General features: G+C 64.0%; 24 protein-coding genes. 9 read left to right on the top strand and 15 right to left on the bottom strand.

Annotation, left to right across the window (positions count from 1 at the left end):
* Positions 1-69 precede the first annotated feature (69 nt).
* Positions 70-1,140, bottom strand: a complete 1,071-nt coding sequence (locus CO656_RS11465; RefSeq protein ID WP_234819758.1) for a GNAT family N-acetyltransferase — start codon at positions 1,138-1,140, stop codon at positions 70-72.
* A 64-nt stretch (positions 1,141-1,204) separates the two neighbouring features.
* The gene (locus CO656_RS11460; protein ID WP_037419222.1) at positions 1,205-2,524 is read right to left on the bottom strand and encodes a lipopolysaccharide biosynthesis protein; all 1,320 of its coding nucleotides are present in this window, start codon (positions 2,522-2,524) and stop codon (positions 1,205-1,207) included.
* Between the two features lie 274 nt (positions 2,525-2,798).
* Here CO656_RS11460 and CO656_RS11455 point away from each other — a divergent pair, with 274 nt between their 5' ends.
* Positions 2,799-3,443, top strand: coding sequence for a class I SAM-dependent methyltransferase (locus CO656_RS11455; protein ID WP_234819757.1), 645 nt, complete (start codon positions 2,799-2,801; stop codon positions 3,441-3,443).
* The gene (locus tag CO656_RS11450) at positions 3,440-4,561 is read left to right on the top strand and encodes a hypothetical protein (protein ID WP_097525841.1); all 1,122 of its coding nucleotides are present in this window, start codon (positions 3,440-3,442) and stop codon (positions 4,559-4,561) included. The genes CO656_RS11455 and CO656_RS11450 overlap by 4 nt, the downstream gene beginning before the upstream one ends.
* Positions 4,562-4,577: 16 nt before the next feature.
* On the opposite strand, the gene minE is transcribed toward CO656_RS11450, so the two are convergent.
* The 7 genes from minE to asnB all read right to left on the bottom strand — a co-directional run bounded on the left by minE (position 4,578) and on the right by asnB (position 11,670).
* Complete coding sequence (minE, locus tag CO656_RS11445; protein WP_037419207.1) at positions 4,578-4,838, bottom strand: cell division topological specificity factor MinE; 261 nt, start codon at positions 4,836-4,838, stop codon at positions 4,578-4,580.
* Positions 4,835-5,650 (bottom strand): septum site-determining protein MinD, encoded by an 816-nt coding sequence (minD, locus tag CO656_RS11440; RefSeq protein ID WP_037419204.1) that lies wholly within the window; start codon positions 5,648-5,650, stop codon positions 4,835-4,837. Before minD ends, minE begins: the two co-directional genes overlap by 4 nt.
* 33 nt (positions 5,651-5,683) lie before the next feature.
* A complete protein-coding gene (gene minC, locus CO656_RS11435) occupies positions 5,684-6,439 on the bottom strand; it encodes a septum site-determining protein MinC (RefSeq protein WP_097525840.1) in 756 nt (251 codons plus the stop codon).
* 424 nt (positions 6,440-6,863) lie between these two features.
* Positions 6,864-7,871, bottom strand: a complete 1,008-nt coding sequence (gene nadE, locus CO656_RS11430; RefSeq protein WP_097525839.1) for an NAD(+) synthase — start codon at positions 7,869-7,871, stop codon at positions 6,864-6,866.
* The gene (locus tag CO656_RS11425) at positions 7,868-9,415 is read right to left on the bottom strand and encodes an AMP-binding protein (protein WP_097525838.1); all 1,548 of its coding nucleotides are present in this window, start codon (positions 9,413-9,415) and stop codon (positions 7,868-7,870) included. Before CO656_RS11425 ends, nadE begins: the two co-directional genes overlap by 4 nt.
* 28 nt (positions 9,416-9,443) lie before the next feature.
* Positions 9,444-9,707, bottom strand: a complete 264-nt coding sequence (locus CO656_RS11420) for an acyl carrier protein (RefSeq protein WP_097525837.1) — start codon at positions 9,705-9,707, stop codon at positions 9,444-9,446.
* Positions 9,708-9,732: 25 nt separating this feature from the next.
* Complete coding sequence (gene asnB / locus CO656_RS11415) at positions 9,733-11,670, bottom strand: asparagine synthase (glutamine-hydrolyzing) (protein ID WP_097525836.1); 1,938 nt, start codon at positions 11,668-11,670, stop codon at positions 9,733-9,735.
* An 87-nt stretch (positions 11,671-11,757) separates the two neighbouring features.
* Here asnB and CO656_RS30485 point away from each other — a divergent pair, with 87 nt between their 5' ends.
* The 4 genes from CO656_RS30485 (at position 11,758) to CO656_RS11395 (ending at position 17,218) form a co-directional block, all read left to right on the top strand.
* Positions 11,758-12,144, top strand: coding sequence for a hypothetical protein (locus CO656_RS30485; RefSeq protein WP_210421635.1), 387 nt, complete (start codon positions 11,758-11,760; stop codon positions 12,142-12,144).
* Positions 12,145-12,525: 381 nt separating this feature from the next.
* The gene (locus tag CO656_RS11405; RefSeq protein WP_037419186.1) at positions 12,526-12,705 is read left to right on the top strand and encodes a hypothetical protein; all 180 of its coding nucleotides are present in this window, start codon (positions 12,526-12,528) and stop codon (positions 12,703-12,705) included.
* A gap of 102 nt (positions 12,706-12,807) precedes the next feature.
* Positions 12,808-13,989: an efflux RND transporter periplasmic adaptor subunit gene (locus CO656_RS11400; protein WP_097525835.1), complete on the top strand. Its 1,182-nt coding sequence runs from the start codon at positions 12,808-12,810 to the stop codon at positions 13,987-13,989.
* 115 nt (positions 13,990-14,104) lie between these two features.
* The gene (locus tag CO656_RS11395; RefSeq protein ID WP_097525834.1) at positions 14,105-17,218 is read left to right on the top strand and encodes an efflux RND transporter permease subunit; all 3,114 of its coding nucleotides are present in this window, start codon (positions 14,105-14,107) and stop codon (positions 17,216-17,218) included.
* On the opposite strand, the gene uxuA is transcribed toward CO656_RS11395, so the two are convergent.
* From uxuA to CO656_RS11365, 6 genes are all read right to left on the bottom strand, one after another.
* Complete coding sequence (gene uxuA / locus CO656_RS11390; RefSeq protein ID WP_097525833.1) at positions 17,219-18,415, bottom strand: mannonate dehydratase; 1,197 nt, start codon at positions 18,413-18,415, stop codon at positions 17,219-17,221.
* Positions 18,416-18,461: 46 nt separating this feature from the next.
* Positions 18,462-19,523 carry an L-idonate 5-dehydrogenase gene (locus CO656_RS11385; RefSeq protein WP_179864750.1) on the bottom strand — a complete coding sequence of 354 codons (1,062 nt, stop codon included), beginning with the start codon at positions 19,521-19,523 and terminating at the stop codon, positions 18,462-18,464.
* The gene (locus CO656_RS11380; RefSeq protein WP_097525832.1) at positions 19,520-20,926 is read right to left on the bottom strand and encodes a TRAP transporter large permease; all 1,407 of its coding nucleotides are present in this window, start codon (positions 20,924-20,926) and stop codon (positions 19,520-19,522) included. Before CO656_RS11380 ends, CO656_RS11385 begins: the two co-directional genes overlap by 4 nt.
* A 3-nt stretch (positions 20,927-20,929) precedes the next feature.
* Positions 20,930-21,502 carry a TRAP transporter small permease gene (locus CO656_RS11375; protein ID WP_037419220.1) on the bottom strand — a complete coding sequence of 191 codons (573 nt, stop codon included), beginning with the start codon at positions 21,500-21,502 and terminating at the stop codon, positions 20,930-20,932.
* Between the two features lie 65 nt (positions 21,503-21,567).
* Positions 21,568-22,542 (bottom strand): sialic acid TRAP transporter substrate-binding protein SiaP, encoded by a 975-nt coding sequence (locus CO656_RS11370; RefSeq protein WP_097525831.1) that lies wholly within the window; start codon positions 22,540-22,542, stop codon positions 21,568-21,570.
* Between the two features lie 36 nt (positions 22,543-22,578).
* Positions 22,579-23,322, bottom strand: a complete 744-nt coding sequence (locus CO656_RS11365) for a FadR/GntR family transcriptional regulator (protein WP_097525830.1) — start codon at positions 23,320-23,322, stop codon at positions 22,579-22,581.
* Positions 23,323-23,604: 282 nt separating this feature from the next.
* Between CO656_RS11365 and CO656_RS11360 the strand changes: the two genes are divergently transcribed.
* From CO656_RS11360 to CO656_RS11350, 3 genes are all read left to right on the top strand, one after another.
* The gene (locus CO656_RS11360) at positions 23,605-24,015 is read left to right on the top strand and encodes a hypothetical protein (protein WP_037419165.1); all 411 of its coding nucleotides are present in this window, start codon (positions 23,605-23,607) and stop codon (positions 24,013-24,015) included.
* Positions 24,016-24,162: 147 nt separating this feature from the next.
* On the top strand, positions 24,163-24,645 hold the full coding sequence (locus tag CO656_RS11355) for a VOC family protein (RefSeq protein WP_097525829.1): 483 nt from the start codon (positions 24,163-24,165) through the stop codon (positions 24,643-24,645).
* 184 nt (positions 24,646-24,829) lie between these two features.
* Positions 24,830-25,747 (top strand): aldo/keto reductase, encoded by a 918-nt coding sequence (locus CO656_RS11350; RefSeq protein ID WP_097525828.1) that lies wholly within the window; start codon positions 24,830-24,832, stop codon positions 25,745-25,747.
* The last annotated feature ends 25 nt before the right edge of the window (positions 25,748-25,772 follow it).

The raw sequence follows: 25,772 nt of genomic DNA, 5'->3' as shown, positions 1-25,772 counted from the left end.
TGCTAAGAATTAGGAGTGCAGAGTGAATATTCGGTTAAGACTTGCATGCGGCCGGTAACTTTCGCGGCCTCAGAAATCGGTCAGCAAACGGCTCCAGCTTTCCGACGCGAGGCCGCCGATATAGATGTCACCGCTGAGCGCCGCGTCCTTGATGTCGGCGTGCCGGGTGACCATGCAGAAATAGCCCCGGTGGCGGAAGCACAACCACCGCTGGCGCGAAATCGCATTCATTAGGAACGGCTGCGCCATGCCGGTCGCAACCGCATAGCCTTCCGCGTCGAGGCTGCCGAACATTGCCGCGGTGACATCGGCTTCGCAGCCTTCGTCGCAGATCACGTTCAGCACACTGGCCATGCTTTTAGACCTTCCGAAGAACAGGAAAGCCCCGATCGTGCGGCCATCTTCGCGCAGCACTTTCCGGCACTGAAACGCGCCGAGATTCCTGTTCATCGAGGCGACGTCGACGAGCCAATCGAACTCGGATTTCGACCAGGCGGGGCGAACCGAAAACCGCTCGAGCATCGGTGCGGCGCAACAGAGAAATTCATCGGGATTTGCCGTCTGCACCCGGCATCCCGGCGCCGCCGGAGGTACCGACGACGGGCCCCAACGGCGAATCGCGCCATCGATCAACCGCAGTGCGCCAACGACCAGAGGCGTCCTGAGAATCGGAATGCGCCGGCCGGCCAGAACGGCAGCCGCAGCGAGCGGCCGGAAGAAGCGCTGCCATTCGAGGCTCTGGATCGGCAGGATGACACCCCCGCCGGCAACGCAGTGATCGGCGCTGACGGGAGAAGAACTGTCGGAAAAGCACAGATCCTGGCGAGCCGCGCGCACGCTGCGGGCAAGCCGCGCCGCGCCGGCCGCGCCGGCTTTGCCATCGACCATGAAGGCGCAGAGAAGGCGTGCCACCAGCCGGCGACCATTGGCATCGAATTCCATAGGCAGGGAAAGAATGGCGCTGTCGACGTCACCGCTGCCATTGTCGTGCACGATGCTGCCCTGTTCGGAGGCATAGAACGGGCTTCCAAAGAAAACCGTCTCGATGTAGCGGCACAGGTCCTCGCCCGCCGTGCCCTCACGGTTGCGGAAGACCCTGTTGAACAATCGCGCGATCGTGGGGATATCGGTGCGCGTCATCGCCCGCGTGCCGGGGCACGGCGGCTCGGCGATGCTCGCCGGATGCGGCACAATCTTCCGCAACTCAACTCCCATGCGCTGGTCCCGCCTGAAATTCGCGAGTTGCCCGCTCCCGGTCGCGGCGTACGAGGCGCAGGAAAACGCTCCATGCAGCAACGACCATGGCGATCTCGATGACATAGAAGGAGACGAAGGTGCCGGTAGGCGGGGAGTACCAGCTCGCCGCCGCGGCGATCCCGGCCCCAACGATGCTTCCAAGTCCCATGACAGCGGCGCGGGCGGCGTGGTAGCCGGAGGCCCCGAGCGCCTCCACGGCCACCGACCAGACGGCGAGCGGTATGACGACCCATGCGAGGCCGCGCACGAAGCCGACGAGCGACACATAGTCGTGTCCGAAAAGGTAAGGCAGGACCGGAGCCAGCACGAAGACCGTCAGCGCCGCTGCCAGGCCGATGACCGATGCGGCGGCAAGGACGCGCAGCACCCGCTGCAAGGCGTGATGCAGTCCCGATGTCGTCATCCGCGCCGACCCCGGATAGATGAGACGGTTCAGCGCCTCAACTGACAGGAAGCTGCTCTCGAGCATCCGCCGTGCGACGCTATAACTCGAGACGATCTCGGCGGTGGTGACGAGGCTCAGGACGAGGAGGTCGGCATTCTGCCGCAGGGCACGCAGGATGAATGGAATGCTGAAATAAAGACCCTGCGGCAGTTCCTCCCGCACGATACGGTAGCGCGGTTTACCGAGCCCCTTGATCGCCCGGAGACAGGTGACGGCGACCAGAACATGGCAGACAAATTGCCAGACGGCCCAGGATGCCACCGTCGAAACGCCGAAGGCCAGGCAGGCGAGCGCCGCCGCCACGGTGCGCGCCGCGGCAAAGCCGACCACCACCTTGTTGGCGGAGGCGAAATCGGAATGGGCGATGAAGATCTGTTCTGCGAGAACGATGATCCGGACGAGCACGATGTTGGTAACGAGCATCAGCGCAATCACCAGGAAATTGGTGACCGCATCGGCCGACAGCGCAAAGAAGAACGGCAGCGTTACGGCGCCGGCAAGAACGAGGACTAGCCCGCTTGCGGCCGTGAGCAGAATGTTGTGGCCGAGCATCTCGGGATAGATCGCGCGATCCCGCGCGACGCGCCGCACGAGGGATTCCATCGCGCCCAGTCCGCAGAGATGGACAGCGATGCTGGCGACGGCGGTGATGGCGACGAAGACGCTGAACTCGTCGACGCCGAGAAAGCGGGCGAGGATCGCGAAGGTGACAAGTTGCGCCGCGGATCCGAGGACGAGGCTGCCGCCGGACGCCACATAGGACAGGATCATCGGCAGGAAGGGCTTGTAGCCACGCGATTCCGTTAAGCCTTCCGAAGACATCCGACCTGCCCTGTCGATCTTGCGCACTGGATTCAGCGTCGCAAAGGCCGTCCCTTGCCGCAATCCATCCGCCGGTTCCCAGCCGCAGACTAGAGAACAGAGATGATTGGGGGGTTAACATACGCCCATCAATTGTATTTTCAGCTTCCGTTTACCCGAATGCGCTAGTCTCCGCGGACCCGAAAAACATCCCGAAGGAGCGTTCGTGCTGAAGCGCGACTATCTTCCCGGCGCCGAGCTGGCGGATCGCCATTCGCCTCAACTCGTCCGCTTCATGGACATCGAACTCGAACTCGCCCCCGACGTGCTCGTGCCTCGGGAGGAGACGGAGTTGCTCGGGCGGAACGCCGTTGCGCGGCTTGCCGGCCCGACGGAACCGGTGACGGTCATCGACATGTGCTGCGGCTCCGGCAATCTCGCCCTCGGGATCGCCGCTGCCGTTCCGCTTGCGCGGGTCTGGGGGGCGGACCTGACCGACAGCACCGTCGCACTCGCGCGCCGCAATGCCGAGCGCCTGTCGCTTCAAGAGCGCGTGCTGATCCGCCAGGGTGACCTTTTTGCCGCGCTCGACGGCGCCGGCCTAGAAGGCCGGGTCGACATGATCGTCTGCAATCCGCCCTATATATCGACGTCGCGTCTCACCGGCGATAGCGCCCACCTCCTCGAGAGCGAGCCGCGCGAGGCCTTCGACGGCGGGCCCTACGGCATTTCCATCCACCAGCGGCTGATCCGCGAGGCCGCCGCCTTCCTGAAACCGGGCGGCTGGCTCCTCTTCGAGTTCGGCGAGGGGCAGGACCGGCAGGCCGCAGCCCTCATCGCCCGGGCCAAGGCCTATGAAGCCGTGAGCTTCGCCCACGATGCGCACGGCAAGGCGCGGGTCGCCATCGTGCGCAGGTTGAAGGAGGGACCGGCGCGATGAGCGACATTCGTCCGCTCACGACCGCCGACATTCCGGCCGTTGCCGGGCTCTTCCAAAGGATCTTCCGCCACAGCGACCAGGCTGCGCCGCCGGCGCTCGTCGACTATCTTCGCCACCTTTACCTGGAAGCGCCCGGGTATGATCCAGAGGTCGCGCCGCTCGTCCACGTCAATGACGGCGGCCGGATTTCCGGCTTCGTCGGCGTTAACGCGCTGCCGATGAGCTACAAGGACCGGCAGCTGCGCGCCGCCATCTGCGGCGCGCTGATGGTCGAGGGCCGCGAGAGCGACCCGATGGCCGGCGCCCGGCTCTTGAAGGCCTTTCTGGCCGGGCCGCAGGACCTCTCCTTCAGCGAGACGGCAAGCGAAACCTCGACGCAGATGTGGACGCGGCTGCGCGGCATCGTGCTGCCGCAATACAGCCTCGACTGGGTCCGCGTCCTTCGCCCGGCGAGCTTTGCGGTCGAGCTTCTCTCCGGCCGGCTCGGGCCGGTTCGCGCGCTTCGCCCCCTGGCACGGGCCTTCGACGAGCGCTTTCGCGGAAAAATGGCTCGCGGCGATCTGCGTTGGTCGGCGGTTCCGAAGGAGGCCAGTGTTCCGGCGATGTTTCAGGTCGCCGACATCGATGCCGGGTCCTTTGCCGAACTTTTCGCACCGTTGACTGGGCACTTTGCCGTGCAGCCCGCCTGGACCGAAGGCCAGTTCAACCACATCCTGCGGAACGCAACGGAGAAGCCCGACTTCGGCGCGCCGCACTTCGCTGCCGTCAAGACGCGCACCGGCGCTCCGGTCGGGGCGTTCTTCTACCATATGAAGCCAGGCGGGACCGCCCGTGTCCTGCAGCTGCTCGCCATGCCCGGCCAGGCAGGTCCCGTCCTCGACTGCCTGATCGATCATGCCGCCGCCCGGGGCGCCGCGGCGCTGCGCGGTCGCACCCAACCGGCGCTTCTCGAAGCGATGATGGGTCGCCGCATCGGCTTCGTCCACGCGGCCTCGACCGTCTTCCATTCCCGCGACGAGGAACTCGTCGACGCCTTCCGCCACGCGCAGGGCTTCGTCAATGGCCTTGCCGGAGAGCATTGGAGCCGCCTGATCGGCGGCTCCTTCGACGGTTCGTAAAGATCGCGCCTCCGCTTCAGGCCGCGCGCACCGCGTTCAGCGGGATTTCGATGTCGACTTCCAGCGTCGAGACGTTTTCGCCGCGGTCCATCTTGACGGTGACCTTGTCGCCGTCCAGCTGCACATGCTTGGCGATGACGGCGAGGATCTCTTCGCGAAGTTTCGCCACGAGATCCGAGTGCCCGACCGAGGCGCGTTCATGCGCGAGCAGGACCTGCAGACGCTCGCGCGCCGTCGGCGCCGAGGTCTGTTTGCTGAAGAAACGGAATATGCTCATGCTGCCCTCCGTCCGAACAATTTACCAAGAAACCCGCGCTTCTCGCCCGGAATGATCATCGGCACCGTTTCGCCGGCAATCCGGCGAGCGGCGTCGAGATAGGCGAGCGCCGGAGCGCTTCGGCTGTCAGCCAGCGTAACCGGCGCGCCGAGGTTGGATGCCTTAAGGACGTCGGTGCTTTCGGGCACGATGCCGACCAGCGGGATCGACAGGATCTCGAGGACATCGTCGACCTTCAGCATGTCGCCGCGCTCGGCGCGGGCCTGGTCATAGCGCGTCAGCAGCAGGTGCTTTTCCACCCGCTCACCGCGCTCGGCCCGTTCGGTCTTGGCATCGAGAAGGCCGATGATGCGATCGGAGTCGCGCACCGACGAGACTTCCGGATTGGTGACGATGACGGCGATGTCGGCGTGCCGCATGGCAAGCGTCGCGCCGCGCTCGATCCCGGCCGGGCTGTCGCAGATGATCCAGTCGAAATGCTTCTTGAGCTCGGCCATCACCTTTTCGACGCCCTCCGGCGTCAGGCTGTCCTTGTCGCGGGTCTGCGAGGCCGGCAGCAGGAAGAGCGTATCGAGGCGCTTGTCGCGGATCAGCGCCTGCGGCAGCTTGGCGTCGCCCTGAATGACGTTGACGAGGTCGTAGACGACCCGTCGCTCGGCGCCCATGACCAGGTCGAGATTGCGCAGGCCGACGTCGAAATCGACCACGACCGTCTTCTCGTTTCTCTGCGCCAGCGCCGCGCCAAGCGCGGCGGTCGATGTCGTCTTGCCGACGCCACCCTTACCCGATGTAACAACGATTACTTTCGCCATCTTCCCGCTCCTGTATGCTGGCCGGTCATCGGCTCAGTTAAGTCTCTCTGCCATGATCGAATCGCCTTCCAGCCAGAGCTGAACCGCCTGTCCGCGAAGATTGGGGGCCATGTCTTCCGCCGTCTTGTAGACGCCATCGATTGCCAAGAGCTCCGCTTCGAGCCGGCGGCAGAAGATTCGCGCCGAAGCGTTGCCCACCGAACCGGCGAGCGCCCGACCCCTCAGCGTCCCGTAGACATGGACCGAGCCCCCGGCGATGATTTCCGCACCCGAGGCGACCGATCCGACCACGGTCACGTCGCCTTCCGGGAAGATCACCGACTGGCCGGATCGCACCGGCTCGCGGATGACGATCGACGAGATCGCCCGCGCCGCCTGCGGCTCCACCTGGACGCTCGGCGCCACGGCCGTGGCCGTGGCCGGCGCCGCACCAGCCGATTCGGTACTCGCCTCGGCCGGAATCTCGATGTCAGGGGCCGGGCGACCGCCCTTCATCGCCGGCGGCATGCCGGGCTCGAAGAGCGACGGGCGTCCGCCTTCGATGCCCATGATCCGGACATTGCGCTTGCCGAGCTCTTCTATCAGCTTCTTGAGCTCGGCCCGGTCGATTTCGAGATCGGCGACGTCGAGAACGACCGGCCGCCCCAGGAAGAACCCGGCGGAGCGCGAGGCCAAATCGTCGAGGCGGGTGAGCCAGGCGTCGAGCGGCGGCTCCGGTGAAAGCACCAGTGCCAGGAACGAGCGGCCCTTGATGCGGATCGAGCGGGTGTCTGTTAGCACTTTGGTCATCTACGTTAATTTTTCGTTGCCTAAGATGTAGGCGAGTCACGGTTAACAAATGGTTAATTCCGCTAGCCTGCCCGGGGCTGGAGCGACGGCTCGGCGGCTCGAAATTAAGGATCAGACCATCGACCAGCGACGGGTAGCTGGCCCGGAAGTTAACGGGATGACGAGCGTCAGCGGTCCATGGCGAAAGTGTCGCAATCGATAGTTGCGGGCAGTTATCCCCTCTGGCCTGCCGGCCATCTCCCCCACAGGGGGAGACGACTCGCGGCACCGACTTGATCCTAATCGAAGCGTTCCGCTTGCTGAAACCTTTGGTTGAGGCGACTCGGCAGCCGTACATATTCTCCCCCTTGTGGGGGAGATGGCCGGCAGGCCAAAGGGGGGGTGTTACTTCGGCATCACGCGGGCCGGCGAAAGCCGCCTTTTTTCACCCGCCGATTTCGGCGACCGGCTGCACAAGCTGCGGCCCGAGATGCAAATAACGGGTCGCCTTGCGCTTGGCGGCAATATCCGCCCAGACGCGCTCGACCTGCGCCGCCGAAAGATTCGCGGCACGCCCGACCGCTTCGGCGGTGAGGCCATTGTTGAGGCCGTAGAGGCAAAGATCCATCCGGTCGTAGGGGAGCGAGAAATAGAACTCTTCCTGCGTCTGCTCGAGCGAATAGGTGTCGGTGGTCGGCGGCCGGCGGCGGATTTCCTCCGGAACGCCGAGATGCGCGGCGAGCGCATAGACCTGCGACTTGTAGAGATGGGCGATCGGCTTGACGTCGGCCGCGCCGTCGCCGTTCTTCACAAAGAAGCCCTGGTCGTATTCGAGCCGGTTCGGGGTGCCGAGCACGCCGAAGTTCAGCCGGTCGGCGTGGTAATATTCTAGCTGCTTGCGGGTGCGCTGCTTCATGTTGGTGGCGGCGACGATGCCGAGATAGACGGAGGGCGGCATGCGCAGCTTTGTCCGCTTGCCCTCGGGGTCCTGAACCACCAGCGAGGAAATGTTGTAGCCTTCGCCGTCGAGCGCATTGGCGATGACTATTTTCGACGCCCAGCCCGGCCCGTAATCCGGCACGAGTTCCCGGATGAAGGCGTCGCGGCGCGCGTAGCAACCCATGGCAGCAAGCGTCGGCCCGATATCTTCGACGACCGCTTCGACGCCGAAGGTCTCGGCCACCAGCCGGCCGAGCCGGAGGCTTTCAGGATCGGAATCGTTTTCCGGCATGAACAGGCAGAAGACATTCTTGGCGCCGACGGCGCGTACGGCCAGCGCGACCGAAACACTCGAATCGATGCCTCCCGAAAGCCCGAGCACCAGCCCGCGCTTGCGCATGCCGCGCAATTGCGCGCGCAAGCCCGAGACGATGCGTTCGGTCTCCGTGGCGTCGTCGATCTTCAAGCTGTCGGCGGAGAAGACGAACGTCTCCTGATCGGGGCGGATGTTCATTCTGCTGCCTCCAATGTCTCGGCCGCCAGCCTGCGGCTCACCTTGCCCGTGTCCGTCTTCGGCAGCTCGGTGCGGAATTCGACGATCTTCGGCACCATGAAATCCTCGAGGTGACGGGCGCAGTGGCGGATGATGTCCTTCTCGGTGAGCGCCGCGTCGGAGCGGACGACGAGAGCGCCGATCGCAGCCCCGAGCACCGGGTCGGGCACGGCGATGACGACCGCCTCGGCGACCCCCGGATGGGCGTGCAAAACGGTCTCGACCTCCTTCGGCGCCACCTTCTCGCCGCGCGTCTTGATGATGTCGTCCTTGCGGCCGACGAAATAAAGGAAGCCCTCATCGTCGGTGCGGAAGAGGTCGCCCGTATAGAGCACCCTTTCCCACGGGTTCGGACCCGGGCGCAGCATGCGTTCGGTGGCTGCCTCGTTACGCCAGTAGCCTTGCATGACGTGGGGCCCGCGGATCACCAGTTCACCCGGAACGCCCGGCGGCACGCGCTTGCCGTCGTCGTCGACCACGAAGGCTTCGGTGTTCGGAATCGCGATTCCGACCGAACCCGGCCGGCGATCGAGTTCGTCCGGCGGCAGATAGGTGCAGCGCTTGCACTCCGTCAGGCCGTACATTGAATAGAGCCGCGCCGACGGGAAAAGCTCGCGCAGGCGGGCGATGTGCGCCGGCGGCAAAGCTGCGGCGGTATTGGAGATATAGCGTAAGCTCGGCAGGAAGCCGGGCTCGAGGTCGCGCATCTGCAGGATCATCGCGGCCATCGTCGGAACCAGCGGGAAACCAGTGACGCCTTCGGCGCGAATTCGCTCGAAGATCGCCTGCGGGAAGGCGAAGGACTTTTCGAGGACGAGCGTGGCGCCGAGCCGGATCGTCATCAGCAGCTGATAGAGGCCATAGTCGAAGGCAAGCGGCAGGACGTTCAGGATGATGTCGTCCGGCGTGTTGCGCAAATAGGTGGTGATCGATTCCGACGCCGCATCGATATTGCGATGCGTCATCATCACGCCCTTGGGACGGCCGGTCGAACCGGACGTGTAGATCAGCATGGCAAGATCGACGTCGATGCCACCGTGAAGCACGCGCAAGGGCTCGGCCGTCAGGGACTCTTCGAAGGAGGCCGCGCCCTCGGGCGTGCTGCCGCCGGGCGCGGCGGTCGAGGCGACGAAAAGCGGCCTGGCGGCAGAAAACGCGCGCGCCTCAGTGACGACCGGCATCAGCTTCGCCTGCGTCAGGATCGCCGCCGCCTCGCAATCGGCGATGATATAGGCGAGCTTGTCGGCCTTGGTGGAGGCGTTGATCGGGCTGAATGTCGCGCCGGCCTTGAGGATCGCGAAGATCGCCACGGCCGCTTCCCAGCAATTGTCCATGAAGACCAGAACACGGTCGTTGGCGTTGACGCCGCTCGCTGCGAGCGCGGCGGCAAGCCGCGACGAAAGATCGTCCAGTTCCCTGTAGCTCAACCGCTTACGGTCGGTGACCAGCGCCGTCTTTGCCCCGTGCGCCGCGGCGTTCCTGGTGAGGAATTGCTCGAACCTCATCTTCGTAGGGCCCCCGCCCCGCCGCCGCTTACGCCGTGACCGGCACTGCTTTCACCTCGATGAAGGCCGCAATTCGCGCCAGCGAATCGAGGTTCGCCGGGACGATATCGGCGTCCGTCATCGCGATCCCGAACTGGTCCTCGATGAAGGCGACGAGCTCCAGGACGGCGGTCGAATCGACGACGTCGTTCTCGATCAGCGACGCGGTATCGCCGAGTTCGTAGGAGGTGTCGCCGAAGAGAAAATTATCGATGATGAAGGTCCTGACCTTCTCCTTGATCGTCTGCGTCATGTGGTTTCCTTTCACTGCTTTCGTTTCAGGCCGCTTCCGCCTTGCGGAAGCCGGTCCCCGTGAATGTCCGCAGCCACAGCTGCGTCGACAGGATGCCGACGAAGCCGGCGTTGTCGCGGAAGCCCGAGGCCGGGCGCGAGCGGCACTTTTCGTAGAGCTTCGCCACCGCCGCGGCATTGAACAGGCCGCCTTCGCTAATCGCTTCCGCGCTGAGGGCGCCGCGAACATAGTCGCGTGCGCCGGCGCCGGTGAAGGAGTGGCTGTCGGGCGCGCGGTAGGGCTGCTTCACCCGCCTGCCGATCGCAGGCGGCAGCAGATCCTTCGTCGCCTCGCGCAGGATGTGCTTTTCCGTCAGGCCTTTAAGTTTCATCTCCGGCGGCAGCGTCGCGGCGAATTCGACGAGCCGATGGTCCAGGAAGGGGAAGCGGCCCTCCACCCCGCGGGCCATTGCCATGCGGTCGCCCTGGCTGGAGAGGATGTAGCCGGGCAGCAGGAAGCGGCTTTCGAGATATTGCGCCTGGTGCAGCGGGTGCCATCGACCGAAATCCTGCGGCAGCCGGCCGACAAGCTCGGCAGCGGCGTCGTAGTCCCCCAATTGGCTGCGCAGGTCGGCGGAGAAGAACAGTTTCGTCGCGGCAGTTCCCTTAAAGCGCGGTCGATGCGAAAAGAGCGGATCGTCGAGCCGCTCGTCGCTGGCGCCGAAAAAGGCGGCGAGATATTCCGGCGACTGCTGCTTGAGGCCCGGCAGATAGGGATAGAGTTTGCGGAAGAGATGTGGCCGGATGCGCGAGCCTGGCTGGCGGCCGCAGAAACGACGCACCCGGGCTTCCTTGAAGATATCGTAGCCGGCAAATACCTCGTCGGCTCCTTCGCCGGTGAGCACGACCTTGAGGCCCGCCTCCCGCACCAGTCCGGACAATTGATAGAGCGGCGCCGGTGCCGTGCGGATGATCGGTCTTTCGGTGAAGCGGATGACCTCCGGAAAGACCCTGGCGATGTCGCCCTCGCGGCAGGCGATCGCATGGTGCTCGGTCCCGAGCGCCGCAGCCATTTCAAGCTGGAAGGCGCTTTCGTCATGCTCGGCGCTGTCGAAGGTGACGGAGAAGGTGCGAAGCCCCTGCGGCGTCATGCCGGCCGCTAGAGCCGCGACGATCGAGGAATCGAGCCCGCCGGAGAGATAGGCGCCGACCGGTACGTCGGCCCGCATGCGGATGCGGGTGGCGTCGGTCAAGAGCGCACGCAGGTCCTCGGCTGCGGTCCTTTGGTCCACCGGACCGGCTGGTTGATCCCGGTCCGGGTATTGAAGCTGCCAATAGGGCCTCGTCGTGACGCCACGCTCGTCGACGACCATCAGGTGGGCCGGTTCGAGCTCTAGGATATTGCGAAAAGGCGTGCGGGGCGCGATCGGCGCCCAGAGGGTGAATATCTGGTCGAGCGCGATCGGATCGATCTCCGCCGAGATGCCCGGCACCTTCAGGAGCGCCTTGACCTCGGAGGCGAAATAAAATGTGCCGGCATGCGCGGTGTAGAAGAGCGGGCGCACCCCCATGCGGTCGCGCGCCAGCATCATCCGGCGGCGGCGGGCATCCCAGATCGCGAAGGCGAAATCGCCATTGAGCAGCGAGACGCAGGCCTCGCCCATCTCCTCATAGAGGTGCAGGATGACCTCGGTGTCGCTCGAGGTGCGGAAACGGCGCCCCTTGGCGCGAAGCTCGTCCCTCAATTCCACATAGTTGAAGATTTCACCGTTGAAGGCGATCGTCAGTTCGCCGCTCGCATCCGACATCGGCTGCTGGCCGTCGCCGAGCCCGACGATGGAGAGCCGCACATGGCCGAGACCGACTTCGGGAGCGGTGAAAATGCCCTGCTCGTCCGGTCCCCGATGCGCGATCGCGGCCGTCATCGTTTCGAGAAGCGCCCTTCCATCCCGTATCGAGCCAAAATAGCCGCTAAAACCACACATCTGAGATTCACTCTGAAGCCCGCAATCTGAGCTGAGTGTATAGACGGAATGCCGAGAGCAAGCGTTAACCTGCGTAAGGTTTTTCCAATGATGGTAAATTATTCAAAAGGAGCTGTTCCGAAGGTAGAGGTAGCGAGAAGCTGCCGTAAGCAGACTATTGATCTGTTCAATCAGCAGTTTTCAGAATTTTTTATTAAACTTATACTTATCTGCGCTCAGACGGACTGTAAGCATTTGACGTTTGGCTTTCATCCTAAGGGCAGACGACTGAGGAAAACCCTCGGTTTCCGTTTTATTAACAAATTCGGTTCAATTTTCCGGGTCGAAGCGCAATATCGCTCGGAGCGCATGATGAGCTACGACTGGACCGGCGAACGCACGCGCCGCATGAAGATGATGAAATACGGCATCGGCATTGTGCTGACAATCGGCCTCATTCTCGCGGCCACGTCCTGGACCTTGCAGTCCATCTAACGACGGCACGTCCCGCCTCATCGGCGAGATTTCAGGGCCCCTACGGACATCTTTACCTCCCTGGCCGATGTAACCTGTAGCTCGAATTAACTAATCGCTAAACCTTGACGGGTGCCTGCTGCAGGAGTGGAATTGGTTCTGTGGCGTACTGCCTGAGGCCGCCGTTTCGCAGCCAGCTGCGCGGCGGCCTCTCCAGTTCGAGGGGCGATAGGTGGACCCCGCAGTATAACCGATCAGCAGCTGCGCGGTTCACCTATTTGATCGGGACCTGCGGCTAAGGTGCGCCTCCGGCGTCGTCAGCAATGATCGGCCGCATCCGAAGATGGCTGGGGAACCAAAATCGCGGCCTGCGTGTTTCAAGTCGCAGCGTGAGGAGATCATATGCAGCCGAGGTTTATGTCGACCGAAGTGTTCCTGCGTTTTGAAAAGGAATGGCAGCACCTGCGTCGCGCCGCTCAAAAGCTGGAGATCGAGGCCAATCGGCCCGATGAGCAAAATATCCAAGCCATGGCTGGCTCCGAACTCGCCGACCCCTGCGCAGGCCGGATTAAATCTTCGTAACCTATTGAAATAACACTGGACGCGCCCCCCGCTTCTTCTAGATGCTGGTGGCAAGATCGGCGGCCCCGGGCGGCCCCGATGCTCTTGCGAGGAGCGCGTCCTATGTCCAGCCGGGTCGTCATTGCTGCGATTGCTTTGGGCTCAATGCTTGCCGGCATTGCCATTGCGCCCCTTGTTACGAAGGTCCCCGGTTTGGCGTTGTTCGACGCGGCCGATGCCCACGCGGACGGTGTGGCCGGAAGAACCGGCAAGGCTGCCCACGGCGCCTCTTCTCAGGCCACCGCAGTCCAGGTTACGCAAGTCGAGCAGCAAGACTTTCCCGTCGTCATCAGCACCTTCGCCAATGTGCAGGCGCCGGAGACCGTCGAAGTCAAGGCGCGCATATCGAGCCAGATCGTCGGCATTCACGTCAAGGACGGGCAGACGGTCAGGGCGGGCGACCTCCTGTTTTCGCTCGACGACCGCGCCCTGCAGGCCGACCTCAGCCGTGATGAAGCGATCTTGGCGAAGGACACGGCGCTGCTTGCCGACGCCGCGATCGAGCTCGACCGGGCGAGGACCTTGCGCGACGACAACACCGGCACGCAGCAGGCCTATGACAGCGCGCTCTCGGCACAGCAATCGGCCAAGGCCACGGTCGCGGCCGACCAGGCGGCGGTGGAAGCGGACAAGGTGTCGATCGACCTGACGCGCATTCGCGCCCCGATCGGCGGCCGCCTCGGTGCGGTTGAGGTCACGATCGGCGATCTCGTCGGCAACAGCACCTCGGGAACGAGCCTCGTCACCATTACCGCCATCGATCCGATCGAAGTCGCCTTTCATTTGCCCGAGAACCATCTGCAGGCCTTCAAGAACCGGCTTCTGTCAGGCGCCCCGCCTCGGGTCACGGCGCGGCTCAGCGGCACCCGCGGGGTCATCGGCACGGGCGTCCTGGATTTCATCGATTCCGCCGTCGATACGGCGACGGGGACGGTGCTGATGCGCGCCAAGTTCGACAATGCCGAAGAGAAGCTCTGGCCGGGCCAGTATGTCGACGTCGATATCGATGAGACGACGCTTTCGAAGACGCCCGTCATTCCCGCCGTCGCCGTCCAGGCCGGCCAGAAAGGGGATTTCGTCTACCGGCTGAACGCCGACGACACTGTCGAACTCCGCCCGGTCGTCGTCGCCGCCAACAACGGACAGGACGCCGCGATCCGCTCGGGGCTCTCCGCCGGCGACCGGGTCGTGACCGAAGGTCAGTTGCATCTCAAGGCAGGCGACAAGGCACGCGTCGTCCAGTAGAGCGGGACGCCCAACGTTCGCGCCGCTCTATTCGTTTGTTTTGCCGCATCTGTGCGGCTTCAGGTGATCCCAGCTGTCTGCAAATGCTCCAGCCGGCAAGTCATGGAAAAGGGTCATGTCGATTTGCGAATTCTGCATCCGCCGTCCCGTCGCAACGCTGCTGATGTCGCTGGCGCTCGTCTTTGCCGGTCTCTTCGCCTATGCGGCGCTGCCCGTTGCGGCCCTGCCGCGGACCGACTTTCCGGTCATCAACGTCTCCGCGTCGCTGCCGGGCGCCTCGCCCGAGACGATGGCGACCTCGGTCGCAACCCCGCTCATCAAGCAATTCAACACCATCGCGGGGATCGACAGCGTATCGACGAACAATTCCCTCGGTGCGACCTCGATCTCCATCCAGTTCGCGCTCGACCGCGATATCGATGCAGCGGCGGCCGACGTCCAGGCGGCGATTACCCGTACGCTGCGGACGCTGCCGCAGGACATGCCCTCGCCGCCGAGCTTCCGCAAGGTCAATCCGGCCGACGCGCCGGTGCTGCTCCTTGCCCTGAAGAGCGATACGGTGCCGCTCACAAAGCTCGATGCCTTTGCCCAGCAGGTGATCTCGCCGTCGCTTTCGACTCTCGGGGGCGTGGCGGAAGTCTCGATCTTCGGCAGCCAGCAGTTCGCGGTACGCATCGAAATCGACCCAAACGCGCTTGCCGCGCGCGGCATTTCGCTCGCCGAGCTGCAGGCCGCCATCGCCGCGGCGAACGACAATTCGCCGCTCGGGACGGTGCAATCGACCGGGCGGCAGATGACGATCGTTGCCGACACGCAATTGCAGAATGCAGCCGGATTTTCCAAGCTGATCGTCAAGACGGCCGACGGCAAGGCGGTTCGGCTCGGCGACGTTACCAAGGTCATCGACTCCGTCGCTAACACCCAGACCGCAAGCTGGCATGACGGCTCGCGAGCGATCATCCTCGCCGTTCAGCGCCAGCCCGATGCCAATACGGTGGCCGTCGTCGACAAGGTCAAGGCGATGCTGCCGACGTTCCGCCAGTCCCTGCCGGCGGGAGCGTCTCTGGAGACGCTCAACGACCGCTCCGTCTCTGTCCGGGGTGCCGTCGACGACGTCGAATTCACACTGGGCCTGACGATCGGGCTGGTGATCCTGGTGATCTTCATCTTCGTGCGCCGCCTGTGGGCGACGCTCATTCCGGCGCTGGCCGTGCCGATCTCGATCATCGCCACATTCGCGGTAATGTATGCGCTGGGATTCTCGATCGACAACATTTCCCTGATGGCGCTGACGCTCTCGGTCGGCCTCGTCGTCGACGATGCCATCGTCATGCTGGAGAACATCGTCCGGCATATGGAAGAGACGGGACAGAACGCCTTTGAGGCGGCGATCGCCGCCTCAACGGAGATCGGTTTCACCATTATCGCGATCTCGCTCTCTCTGGTAGCGGTCTTCATTCCGGTCCTCTTGATGGGCGGCGTGATCGGCAAGATCTTCAACGAGTTCGCCATCGTCGTCACCATTTCGATCCTCGCCTCCGCATTCGTCTCCTTGACGCTGACGCCGATGCTGGCGGCGCGCCTCCCCGAAAAGTCCGCCGATCCGGACGACAGGGACGGGGTCGGCGCGCTGCTCGAGCGCGGATTCGATGCGCTGCTTCGCGGCTATGAGCGGCTGCTCACCCTGTGCCTCCGTGCGAAGTTCGCCGTCCTCCTCCTGTTCTTGGCGAGCATCGGCGTGACGGTCTATCAGGTCAGTGCCACACCGAAGGGCTTCTTCCCGCAGGAGGACATCGGCGAGCTTCAGGTGACGACGCAGGCACGGACGGATATTTCCTTCGCCGCCATGTCGGCGCTGCAGGCCAAGGTCGAAGACATCTTCGCGCGCTCGCCCTATGTCGCGCATGTGGCAAGCTCGATCGGCTCGGGCGGGGCAGGCTCCTTGGCCTTGAACTCCGGCAGGCTCTTCGTCGAATTGAAGCCGAAGACCGAACGACCGGCGCTGCCCGAGGTGCTTGCAAAATTGCGTCCGGCACTCGCCAACCTCGCTGGCATCAGGGCCTACATCTCGCCGGTGCAGAACCTCTCCGTCGGTGCGCGCAGCTCCGCCAGCCAGTACCAGCTCGTCGTCCAGGGTCTCGACCAGGCGGCTATGAACCAGTGGGCGGACAAGCTGACGGAGGCGATGCGGGACGACCGGGCCTTCTTCACTGATGTCAGCACCGACCTCGAGAACAATGCCCCGGAGGCACGCCTCGTCGTCGACCGCGACAAGGCCGCGGCACTCGGCATTTCGACGGACGTGCTGCGCTCGACGCTCTATGGCGGCTTCGGCTCGGAACAGATCTCGACCATCTACACCTCCGGCGACAGCTACGAGGTGATCATGGAAGTCGATCCGGCAAAAAGCTGGTCCGCCGCCTCGCTTGCCGAACTGCAGGTGCCGGCCGCAAACAACAGGCTGGTGCCGCTCGGTGCCTTTGCCCGGGTCGACACGGTTCCTGGGCCGCTGACGGTCAACCAGCTCGGGCAGTTGCCGGCCGTGACGATCTCCTACAACCTGCCGACCGGCGTGGCTCTCGGCAACAGCGTCGAAGAGATCGGCCGCCTGAAGGCCGAGATCGGCATGCCGGCCGACGTCACGACCCGTTTCTACGGCACCGCCCAACTATTCCAGGATGCCGTGTCCAACCAAGCCTGGCTGATCCTCGGCGCGATCCTGACGATCTATATCGTGCTCGGAATTCTCTATGAGAGCGTCATCCACCCGCTGACGATCCTCTCCGGCCTGCCATCGGCGGCCTCCGGCGCGCTTGTCGCGATCAGCCTCGGCGGCTTCGACCTGTCGATCATCGCGGTCATCGGGCTGCTGATGCTGATTGGCATCGTCAAGAAGAATGCGATCATGATGATCGACGTGGCGCTCTCGCTGCAGCGCGACGGACTGCCGGCCGAAGAGGCGATCCACCGGGCGTGCCTGATGCGGTTCCGCCCGATCCTGATGACGTCGTTGGCCGCGCTCATGGGCACGCTGCCGATCGCGCTCGGCAGCGGCGCCAGCGCCGAATTGCGCCAGCCGCTGGGCGTTGCCGTCGTCGGCGGCCTGCTCGTCTCGCAGCCGCTGACGCTGTTCGTGACGCCGGTGATCTACCTCTACATGGAGGCTCTTGCCGCAGGTATCAAACGGCTGTTCGCCAGGCAGCCGCCGACCCAGACTGCCATTTCCTGATCATGACAGCCCATAGGTGGCGTGCGACAGGGCCCGTTCGATGCCGCGCAGTTCCGCGAGCCCCTTCAGCCGGCCGATCGCCGGGTAGCCCGGCTGGGCGCCGCGGGTGATGTCGTCGAGAATCTCCTGGCCGTGATCCGGCCGCATCGGGATCTGGTGATCCGCCCGTCCGGCGGCGCGACGGCGTTTCTCCTCGGTGAGCAGTTCGGCGATCACCGCCACCATGTCGGTGTGGCCTTCCAGATGCTCGTCCTCGTAGAAGGAGCACGGCGTCCGCTCCTCCTCCCGGCGAACATTGCGGAGATGAATGAAATGGATGCGCGGAGCGAACTGGCTCACCATGGCCGGCAGGTCGTTGGCGGCGCGAGCCCCGAGCGAGCCGGTGCAGAAGGTGACACCGTTCGCCGGGCTGTCGACCTCCTTGAGCATGAAGGCATAGTCCTCGGCGGTCGAGAGAATGCGCGGCAGGCCGAGCAGCGGCCACGGCGGATCGTCCGGATGGGCGCAGATATTGATGCCGACCCGCTCGGCGACCGGCGTCACTTCGGCAAGGAATTCGACGAGGTGGCGCTGCAGCTTGTCGCGGCCGATACCGGCATAGGTCTGCAAGTGCTCGCGAAGCTGAGGCAGGCTGTAGCCGTCGGCTGAGCCCGGAAGCCCCGCGCCGATGTTGCGGGAGAGGCCAAGCCGGCGCTCCTCGGTCATCGCGCGAAAGCGCCGTTCCGCCGCCTCGCGCGTCTCCGCGTCGTAGTCTTCGGCAGCCCCCGGCCGCTGTAGCAGATAGAGGTCGAAGGCAACGAAGTCGATCCGGTCAAAGCGCATGGCCTTGGCGCCGTGACGGGCGGTCCAGCGCAGATCGGTCCGCGTCCAATCGAGCACCGGCATGAAATTGTAGCAGACGGTCCGGATGCCTGCCGCCGAAAGGCGGCGCAGTGTCTCCTGCCAGTTGGCGAGATGATCGCGCCAGGGCCCCGTCTGCGTCTTGATGCTTTCGGATACCGGAACGCTCTCCACCACCTCCCATTCGAGGCCGCCGTTGCGAACCTCCTGCTGGCGCTTCTGGATCTCGCCCACCGGCCAGACATCCCCGGTCGGGATGTGATGCAGCGCGGTGACAATCCCTTGCGCGCCTGCCTGCGCCGCGTCCTGGACGCTCACCCGGTCCACCGGCCCGAACCAACGCCATGTATGTCGCATTTCCAACTCCTTCCGAGCGGTCTTCCGCCCGCTTCCCGTATTCAATTCAGACCATGAATGTCAGCTGCACCTTGCAGGCGGACGATCGGTCGCCGGCCTGTTCGAAGGCCTGCACCGCCTGATCGACCGGAAAGGCATGCGAGATGATTGGCCGAACATCGATCCTGCGCTCGGCGATGAGCGCGACGGCCCGGGCGAATTCATCGTCGAACCGCTGCGACCCGATCCACCGCAGCTCCTTGCCGACCAGCGCGTTGAGCGGCAGGGTGATGTCGCCGGTCACCCCGACCTGCACGATCAGCCCACGCGGCCTGACCGCAGCGATCGCGCCGCGCAGCGCCGGCTCGGCGGCCGAGCACTCGAAGACGACGTCGAACTGGCCCTTGTCGGTCTCGTACTCGGCCAGACCCGCCGGATCGCGACGAATGTTGACAACCCGCGTCGCGCCCATAGCTTCGGCCCGCGCGAGTGCCGCATCGGCGAGGTCGGTGACTACGATCGTTTCCGCCCCCGAATGACGGGCGGCCGCGGCGACAAGCGCACCGATCGGCCCGGCCCCGGTGACGAGCACCTGCTTGCCGGTGAGATCTCCGGCCTGCCTCACCGCGTGCAGGGAGACCGCCAGCGGCTCGGCACAGGCGGCTTCGCCGGGGCTGACCAGCCTGCCGGCCGGAAAACACTGGCCGGCAGGGACAATGAGCCAGTCGCGAAACATGCCCTGCGCGTGAGGCAAGCGCATGGCGCTGCCCATGAAATGCATGTTCAGGCAATGGATCGCGAGTCCTTCGCGGCAGAAGCGGCAGGTGCCGCATGGCTTACTCGGGTTCACCGCCACCAGTTCGCCTACTGCAAGTCCTGAGATCCCTGCACCGCGCGCCGCGACATGGCCCGACGCCTCGTGCCCGGGAATGATCGGCTCCTGCACCCGGACGGGGCCGAAGCCGCCGTCCTGATAGTAGTGAAGGTCAGAACCGCAAATACCGCCGGCCGCCATCTTCAGGAGGACCTCGCCTTCGCCGGGCTCGGCAACCTCCGCCGTCTCCACCCGAATATCGCGCCGGCCATAAAGCCGGGCGGCTCGCGCATGGCGCACTCCTCCCGCCATCATCGGATCAGTCCGACCGCGCCCGGCAGCCATAGCGTAACCGCCGGGACGAAGGTGATCAGGATGAGCGCGATGAAGAGCGGCAGGAGCCACGGCAGGATCGCCATCGTCGTCCGCTCGACCGAAAGCTTGGCCACCCGAGAGAGCACGAAAAGCACCATGCCGAGCGGTGGATGAAGCAGGCCGATCATCAGGTTGAGGGTCATGATCAGACCGAAATGCACCGGATCGATGCCGAACTGGGCCGTCAGCGGCAAGAGGATCGGCACCAGGATGGTGATCGCCGCGATCGTATCCAGGAAGCAGCCGACGAACAGCATCAGGAGGTTCACGAGGATCAGGAACACCCACTTGTTGTCGGTGATCGTCAGGATCGCGCCCGAGAGCAGTTGGGCCGCCTGGCTGACCGTCAGGAGCCAGGCGAAGATCGAAGCCGCCGTGACGATGAACAGCACCGAAGCGGTCGTCTCGATAGTATCGAATGTCGCCCGCGCCAGCGTCGACATCGTCATCGTCCGGTAGCGGACCAGGCCCAGGAACAGCGACCAGAGGACAGCGGCGACCGCCGCTTCCGTGGGGGTGAACCAGCCCATCGTCATGCCGCCGATCAGGATCACCGGCGTCATCAGCGCCATGACTGCCGAGAAATCGAAATACCAGTCGAGCGCCAGAAGCACGAGAAGCGCCAGGCCGACGGCGACGTTCATCGACAAGCCCACCGACATCAGGAGATAGATGACGATCGGCACCGAAAGCACGACGAGCACTTCGACCGAAGCAGAAAGCAGCCGTCTGATCTCGAAGGGCGTGTCCGATCCCCAGCCGCGCCGATAGGCGAAAACCGCGACCGTCAGCATCATCAGCACCGTCATCACCACGCCCGGCACGATGCCGGCCATGAACAGAGCGCCGATCGAGACATTGGCCATCATGCCGTAGATGACGAAGGGGAGCGACGGCGGGAAAATGGGCCCGAGCGTCGCCGATGCGGCGGTAACACCGACGGCGGTTTCCACCGGATAGCCGTGATCCTTCATCGCCTTGATCTCGATCGTGCCGATGCCGGCGGCATCGGCGAGCGCCGTGCCGGACATGCCCGAAAAGATCACCGAGCCGATGATGTTGACCTGCGCCAGCCCGCCCTTCATCCAGCCCACGAGCGCGACGGCGAAGGAATAGATGCGGCCGGTGACGCCGGCGGAATTCATCAGGTTGCCGGCAAGGATGAAGAACGGCACCGCCAAGAGGGGAAAGCTCTCGACGCCGGCGATCATGCGCTGCGCTGCGATGATGTCGGGCGCGACGTTGTAGAAGACAAGATAGAGGACCGACGCCACGGCCATGGAGATGGCAACCGGGACGCCGACCACCATCAAGACCAGAAACGAACCGACGAGCAGGAGCATGGATCAGTCCTCGACCTTCTGGAATTCCTCGGGCTTCTCGAGAACCGAATAGCCGCGGCGTTGATTGGCGATGAACACCTGAACCGAGCGGACGAACATCATCACGAAGCCGGCCATGACGCTGTAGAAGACGATGTTGCGCGGCAGATCGACGGTCACCATGCGCTCATGGGCGACGATCGCCACATAGCGCCACATCAGCCAGCAGGCATAGGCAAAGAAACCGATGCGCACCAGATCGACGAAGATCGCCATCGCCCGCGCCAGCGGCCGCGGGAAATAGTGGTAGAGCACGTCGACCTGGATGTGGCGGGAGACGCGCACGCACATGACGGAGCCGAGAAACACCACGGCGATCAGGCAGTTTGTGGCGATCTCCTCCGTCCAGGCATAGGAATCGTTGAGGACGTAGCGCGTGAAAAACTGCAGGAACACGCATCCCGTCATTACCCAGAAGACGGCGAGCGTCACCCAGTCCTCGAAGGCATAGCTGGAAATATCCGCGGCGGGCGGAGCCTCGTCGAAGGAATGGGCGATTTCCTCCGGGGTCACTTGCAGATGGACTTCCTGTGACATGGCGATCATCCGACGTTTAAGAAACGGAATGTCGGCCCGCCATGCAGCGAGCCGACAAAGGCGGTTCACTTGACGGCGCGGATGGCCTCCCAGTCCTCCTTCTTGTAGCCGAAGTCCTCAAGCGCGACCTTTTCCATGACGGTCGACTCGAAATCGGCCTTGTCGACTTCGGCCACGTCGAGACCACGCTCCTTGAAGGTCGAGACGAGCGCCTTCTCACGCTCCTCGATGATCTTGGTGGCGCGCTCCGCAGCCTCCTGCATCACCTCGGTGAAAATCTGCTTGTCGGCATCGGAGAGCTGCGACCACAGGTTCTTCGAAACAACTGTGTTCAGATGATCGACGATATGGCCGGTCAGCACGATATGCTTCTGCACTTCGAAGAACTTCTTCGCTTCGATGGTCGTCAGCGGGTTCTCCTGGGCCTCGACCGTGCCATTCTGCAGAGCGAGATAGACCTCGGCGAAGGCGATCGGTGTCGTGTTGGCGCCGCAGGCGCGCGGCATGGCGAGATAAGCCGGGACGTCGGGGACGCGCATCTTCAACCCCTGCATGTCGGCGCATTTGGCGATCGGCTTGTTCGACGTGGTGTGGCGCGTACCGTAATAGGTGACGGCGGTGATGTGGTTGCCGGAGGCTTCCTCATAGCCCGCCGCCAGGCGCTTGAAGACGTCGCTTTTGGTATAGGCGATCAGATGGGCGGGGTCGCGGAACGTGTAGGGGAAATAGGTGACGCCGATCGGCGCATATTCGCGCGCCGCGAAGCTCGAGCCGGAAATAATGATATCGACCGTGCCGAGTTTCAGACCCTGGTTGATATCCGCTTCCTTGCCGAGTTGCGAGGCCGGGAAGACGTCGATCTTGTAGCGTCCCTCGGTGCGCTTGCCGATCTCCTCGGCCGCCCAGACGGATTCAGTGTGAAACGGCTCCGAGGTCTCGTAGACATGCGCCCATTTGAGCGCCGTCTGGGCCTGCGCTCCCAAGGCCGAACCCAGGATGGCCGCGGTTGCGCCGAGTAGCGTTAACAGTCTGACTTTCATCTTCTTACTCCTCCCAAAGTGAAGTCACTGCCTGCTTTACTGTCCTTCGGCACGCCTCCAGGCGGCCGGTATCGTGCTGTCGGACTGCTCCTCGACGAAGCTTGCCGACAGGCGAAGCTGAGATTGATCGAGATGGGCGCGCATCGCGGCCCGTGCGGCGGCCGGATCGCCAGCGGCGATCGCATCGCGAATGACCCGATGCTCCTCCATCGCCGCCCGCCAGGTGTCGGTGTTTTCGAAATAGCTGGCGAGCTTCTCGAAATAGGGCGTCATGCGCATGTCGTGGATACTGCCGACAAAGCGGTTGAGCGTCTGGTTGGCGATGATGCTCGAGACGATCACATGGAACTCGCGATCGATCGCCAGCGCCTCACGCCGGTCCTCGAGGGCGGCGGCCATGCGCGCCAGATTGTCGTCGAGGATTTCTATATGTTCGGGCCGGGCCAGCCGCGCCGCCTCCTCGGCGATCGCGCATTCGACGACCGCCCGGGCCCTCAGCAATTCGAATGGTCCTTCGAAATCTTCAGGCGGCACATCGGCCGCCGGCGCCTTGCGCGCCGTGACGTAGATGCCGGACCCCATGCGGATATCGATGAATCCTTCGACCTCGAGCACGATCAGGGCTTCGCGCACCGTCGGGCGCGAGACGCCCAGCTTCTGCGCGAGCTCCCGCTCGGCCGGAAGCCGCGAGCCCGGGGCCAATTCGCCCCGCTCGATCAGTCCTCGCATCTGGTCCGCCACCTGCCTGTACAGGCGGCGCGATTCCACGGCAGAGAACATCAATATCCTCGCACTGCAAACCCACGCGATCGCTCGCGGCTGGTGGCCAAGTGGTCATACCAATTCGCGTAGAATACGCAACGCCTTTCCGATGTCAACTGCTGTTCGAATTACCCGGCGCTGCGCCCGGGCCGGGCAGCCGCGATTGACCGTTTGCACGTCAAGCCGGCAATAGCCGGCCTCCGCTGCATGCCTGTCGCCTGCCGATCCAAGGAACTCCAACGGCCCGCCGCCGTTTCCTCTGGGGACCACTTGACGGTCCGGATATGGAGGATCAGCAAAATGGCACAAGAAAAACCAATCGGTTCGGCTGTCCCGCGCGGCGTCGTCGATACTAAGTCCGGCACGGTTGGCGTTCCGAACCAAAAGAGCATGGAGGAGGAAGTCCGCTGGCTTCGTGAGCAGGTCAACGCATTGAAAGACACCCTCACCGATCTCGGCATTCCCTCGGGTCGGGCCGTGGCCAACACCGTCAGGGACACCGGCCGCAGGGCCGGAGAGATGGCGAGGGAGCATCCGGCCTGGACCGCCATTGCGCTCGTCGGCCTCGTCGGCCTGATCCTGGCAAGTACCAGCCGCCCATCCTGGTCCATGCGGCGCACTTCACGCGTAGAGGACGTCATTTCCGACATCGAGGATCGCCTGAGCGAATTGAAGGAGCGCTATTGGTCGAGCGGCTGGCGGCCCTGGTAGCAGGGCTCTCCACGCCCATTGACCGCGGAACCGGAGCTTGCCGGCGGAGGCAACGGGCGATCAGACGAAGATTCTTGCGCTCAGTCTGTCGGCTTCCGGCAAACCAGAACGTCCTTCGGCAATCGAACATCTCGAGGAGCTTATTCGATGGCCAAGATCGTCTCACATCTCTGGTTTGCCAAGGAAGCCCGCGACGCCGTCGACTTTTACGTTTCGACAATCCCGAACTCCACCATTTCGGGCGAGACAGCCGTGCCGGCGGAGACCACGAGCGGCCCTCCCGGCAGCCTCAAGGTGATCGAGTTCACGCTGGAGGACCAGAATTTCATCGCGCTCGAAGCCGGGCCGCTCGATCCCTTCAACCACGCCTTCTCGATCCTGGTCGAGTGCGACAGCCAGGATGAAATCGACCGCATCTGGGACGCTTTTCTCGCCAATGGCGGCGAAGCCGAACAATGCGGCTGGCTGAAGGACCGATGGGGCCTTTCCTGGCAGATCGCACCGCGCGTCCTGGGAGAGATGATGTCCAGTCCCGACCGCGACCGGGCCAAACGCGCAACCGAGGCCATGCTCGGCATGGTGAAGCTCGACATCGCCGCGCTCGAACGCGCCTTCAGCGGAAGCGCCTGAGCGTCGGCTCTCTGCACCGATCACGACTTCGTGGCTTCAGCGCCGTGGCAAGCGGGTTCATTATGCGCCCGATGCTACAGTGCCGCGTCTTATCAGCGCACCTTGAATGGCTGCATGCTTTTGTCCTCAAATCGGCTACGATCTAGGGAAGCATGCAGGAGTAGGCTTTGCGAAGGGGCGACCGATGAAGATCACTCGGCGCGCGACCATTCAGGGGCTTGGCATCGGCGCATTGCTGCCGTTCGCGCCGCGACTGGCGGTTGGCCAGCCGGCCGGCATTCTCACGAGGCCGATTCCGTCAAGCGGAGAACCGATCCCGGTGGTCGGTCTCGGCACCTGGATCACCTTCAATGTCGGCGACGACCCGGTGCTCATGGAGGAATGCGCCGCGGTGATGGCCGCCTTCTTCGAGGGCGGCGGCCGCATGATCGATTCCTCGCCGATGTACAGTTCCTCGCAGCCGACGATCGGTTACGGTCTCCGTAAGCTCGGCCATCCGGAGCGCCTGTTTTCCGCCGAGAAGGTCTGGATATCGGATGCGGGACAGGGAAGCGCGCAGATCGCGGCGTCGCGCGCCTATTGGGGCGTCGACAAGTTTGACCTCATGCAGGTGCACAATCTCGTCTCCTGGGAAGACCACCTGCCGGCTCTCCTTGAAATGAAGGCGGCAGGGCAGTTGCGCTATGTCGGCATCACGACATCGGAAGGGCGCAGACACCGCGAGATCGAGAAGGTCATGGCGAGCCAGCCAATCGACTTCGTCCAGGCGACCTACAATATCCTCGATCGCGAGCTCGAGCAGCGCATCCTGCCTCTGGCCCGGGAAAAAGGCCTCGCCGTCATTGCCAACCGGCCGTTCCGGGAGGGTAATTTGATCCGCCAGATCGAGGACGAGCCGCTGCCGGAATGGCTCGCAGAGACGGGCGCACGCAACTGGGCGCAGTTCCTCTTGAAATTCATCATCTCCCATCCGGCGGTCACCTGCGTCATCCCGGCGACCACCCGGATCGATCACGTGCGGGAAAACCTCGAGGCCGCAGGCGGCGTCCTGCCGGACGAGAAGCTGCGCCGGCGCATGATCGACTATGTGGAAGCGCTGTGAGCGGCCGCTCGGCTCCTGACGGGAA

Source organism: Sinorhizobium sp. FG01 (assembly GCF_002531875.1).
Taxonomy (GTDB): Bacteria; Pseudomonadota; Alphaproteobacteria; order Rhizobiales; family Rhizobiaceae; genus Sinorhizobium; species Sinorhizobium fredii_C.
This window is presented reverse-complemented; position numbering and strand designations above follow the sequence as displayed.